We start from the raw sequence: 2,908 nt of genomic DNA on the forward strand, positions 1-2,908 counted from the left end.
ACCCGCCCGATACCGGCCCCGCGCCGGCCTGCATCGTGCCCAGAAGCTATCCGTTCAGCCTGCCCGCCGACCTGGGCGTACCCGTGTTGAGCCACAGCTGGGGCCTGTACGCCGATCTGCTGGGCCCCGCCGTGGCGGTGCTCAACGTCTCGGGTATCGGAGCCCATGGCCGCCTGCCGCCTGCCGAAATGCGCCAGGCCCTGGGTGGCACCGCGCTCATCAGCCCCGCCGCCCGGGTGCTGGTGATCGACCAGCTTACCGACGCGTCGCTGGTGCCGCTGGGTTGGTATTTGTCACCCCCCGCCCGCCGCGCCCTGGATCTGCAGGCGAAGGGCGTGGCCGATGCGCTAGAGGCAGTGTACGAAAAAAATTAGTCAAATAGGCCGCTGGCGCAGATTGCACCTGCGCAGCCAGCTATTAAACCGATAGCGATCGGAAACTGTCCAACGACTGCCGCTGCTGCCCCTGCGCGTCAAAGTTGTCGGCTGCCAGCCACTGCGTGAAGGCCGAGCGCAGCAGCGGCCATTCGGTGTCGAGGATGGAAAACCAGGCGGTATCGCGGTTGCGCGCCTTGTACACCACGGCCTGGCGGAAGATGCCCTCAAACTGGAAACCCAGCCGCCTGGCCGCCACCCTGGACGGCGCGTTCAGGCTGTCGCACTTCCACTCAAAGCGCCGGTAGCCCAGGCTGTCAAAGGCGTGCTGCATCAGCAGAAACTGCGCCTCGGTGGAGATCGGCGTGCGCTTCAGCAGGGGCGAGAACGCCACAAAACCCACTTCGATCACGCCATTCGCCGGGTCCATGCGCATCAGCGCCAGCGTGCCCACGGCGCGCCCGGTGCGCAGGTCGATCACCGCGTAGTGGAGGAAGCCCGGGGCCACCGCCGCCTGGGTGGCGTGCGCCTGGTAGTCGGCCAGGGTGGCAAACGGGCCCACTGGCATGTAGGTCCAGTCGCGGCCATCCGGGGCCTGGCTGTAGGCGGCAAACAGGTCGTCGGCGTGGCGCGCGGCATCCAGTGGCTCCAGGCGGCAAAAGCGGCCAACAAGGGGGCTGGGCGCGGGCAGGGCGCGGGCGGTCCAGGCGGGCAGGGCATCGCCGATGGGCTGGTCGAAGAGGTTGGTGGTGGGCATGGTGCTGTCCAGGGTGAAATAAGCCCTAAAGTTACGCTATCCGTGGCCGCATGAAAAGCACCACAAACCCTTGATTTCATGGTGCCATGACAACCACCTTTCCACACGCCCTGTTTGAAACCCCGCTGGACAAAGACAGCGCCGCCACACCTCTGCAGCGGCAGTTGCACCACCGCCTCAAAGAAGCCATTTTGGACAGCCGCCTGGCCCCCGGCAGCCGCCTGCCCGCCTCGCGCGGTCTGGCCGAGGTGCTGGCCATCTCGCGCAACACGGTGACTGCCGCCTACGAGCACTTGGCGGCAGAAGGCTATGTGCAGCAAGACCGCCAGGGCACGCGGGTGGCGGCGCTGTCCAGCACCAGCCGACCGGCCCGGCCCCGTGCCGAGCCCGCTGCCATGCCGGTGACCGCCCGGCGGCTGGCGCAGATACGGCCCACCGCGCCGCCCAGCCCCAACAGCCAAGCTTTGCGCCCCGGCATCCCGGCGCTGTCGCACTTTCCACTGGCCGCCTGGCGGCGCGCCTGCGACCAGGCTATCCGCCGCGCCGGACCCAGCGCTTTGGGCTATGGTGACCCGCTGGGCGAGCCCGCGCTGCGCACCGCCATCGCCCGGCACCTGGCCGTGGCCCGGGGCGTGCGCTGCGCGCCGGAGCAGATCGTCATCACCGAAGGCGCGCAAGAAGCCCTGTCGCTGTGCGTGCGCCTGCTGTCCAACCCCGGCGACACGGCCTGGGTGGAAGACCCCGGCTACCGCGGTGCCAAGGTGGCGATGCAGGGCGGCGACCTGCGCATCCTGCCCTTGCGCGTGGATGCCGACGGCCTGGCCGCCACCGAGGCCGACTGGAAAACCCAGCCGCCTCGCCTGGTTTACACCACGCCGTCGCACCAGTACCCGGTGGGTGCCGTGCTCACCGTGGCGCGCCGCCTGGCTCTGATCGCCCAGGCCCGCCGTTTGGGTGCCTGGATTCTGGAGGACGACTACGACAGCGAATTCCGCCACGCGGGTGAGCCCATCGGCGCGATGCAGGGCCTGGTGGCGCAGGCCCCGGTTCTGTACCTGGGCACCTTCAGCAAAACCATGTTTCCGTCGTTGCGGCTGGGCTTTCTGGTGCTGCCTGAGGCGCTGCTGGCCCCCACCCGCACCCCGCTGCAAGAGATGCTGCGCGGCGGCCACCGTTTTGAGCAACTGGCCATGGCCGAGTTCATCGAAAGCGGCCAGTTCAGCCGCCACCTGGGCCGCATGCGCCGCCTGTACCGTGACCGCCAGCAAGCCTTGCGCGAGGCCCTGACCCGGCACCTGGGCGTACCCCACCGCATCGAAGGTGGCCACTGCGGTCTGCACCTCAGCGTGCGTTTGCCGGTGGGCTACCCCGATGCCACCATCGCCCAGGCCGCCCAGCGCTACGGCATTGCGCCGACCGCACTGTCCAGTTTTGCGTTGCAGCCGCAGCCGCAAGACAACGGGCTGGTGCTGGGCTACGGCAACACCTCGGCGGAGCTGTTTGCGCCGCTGGTGCAGCGGCTGGGGGCGCTGGCGCGCGATGCGCAGCTTTAGGTAATTGCTATGCTTACAGTAGCTGCCAGCGCAGGTGCTACCTGCGCTGGCGGCCTATTTTTTATAAATTACAGCCGTTCCAGTCCCAGCGCCGCAGCATGCCGGTCCATGGCCTGCATGCCCGCGTAAGCCCTTGCATCGACCACCTCGAACGCACCCAGCAGCAGCGCGGTCCGCGTGGCCGCCAGGGCCGGGTCGGCCATGGCCTGGTGCAGGCTTTCGCG

The 2,908-nt window shown here is 68.6% G+C and carries 3 protein-coding genes; 2 read left to right on the plus strand and 1 reads right to left on the minus strand.

The annotated features are described in order from the left end of the window. Positions 1-374 (plus strand): hypothetical protein (locus tag ABI213_RS02630; RefSeq protein WP_348025994.1); only part of this gene is annotated, 374 nt, incomplete at its 5' end. A gap of 43 nt (positions 375-417) precedes the next feature. On the opposite strand, the gene ABI213_RS02635 is transcribed toward ABI213_RS02630, so the two are convergent. Further along, positions 418-1,131 carry a GNAT family protein gene (locus ABI213_RS02635; protein ID WP_348008688.1) on the minus strand — a complete coding sequence of 238 codons (714 nt, stop codon included), beginning with the start codon at positions 1,129-1,131 and terminating at the stop codon, positions 418-420. An 86-nt stretch (positions 1,132-1,217) separates the two neighbouring features. Here ABI213_RS02635 and ABI213_RS02640 point away from each other — a divergent pair, with 86 nt between their 5' ends. Next, positions 1,218-2,684, plus strand: a complete 1,467-nt coding sequence (locus ABI213_RS02640) for a PLP-dependent aminotransferase family protein (RefSeq protein ID WP_348025996.1) — start codon at positions 1,218-1,220, stop codon at positions 2,682-2,684. Positions 2,685-2,908: the final 224 nt, after the last annotated feature.

The sequence above is a fragment of the Rhodoferax sp. genome, assembly GCF_039922535.1.
In the GTDB taxonomy this organism is placed as follows: Bacteria; Pseudomonadota; Gammaproteobacteria; order Burkholderiales; family Burkholderiaceae_C; genus Rhodoferax_B.

Excerpts from the sequence above, each read along its gene's own strand:
- ABI213_RS02635 (WP_348008688.1), bottom strand. The coding sequence starts at position 1,131 with ATGCCCACCACCAACCTCTTCGACCAGCCCATCGGCGATGCCCTGCCC.
- ABI213_RS02640 (WP_348025996.1), top strand. The coding sequence starts at position 1,218 with ATGACAACCACCTTTCCACACGCCCTGTTTGAAACCCCGCTGGACAAA.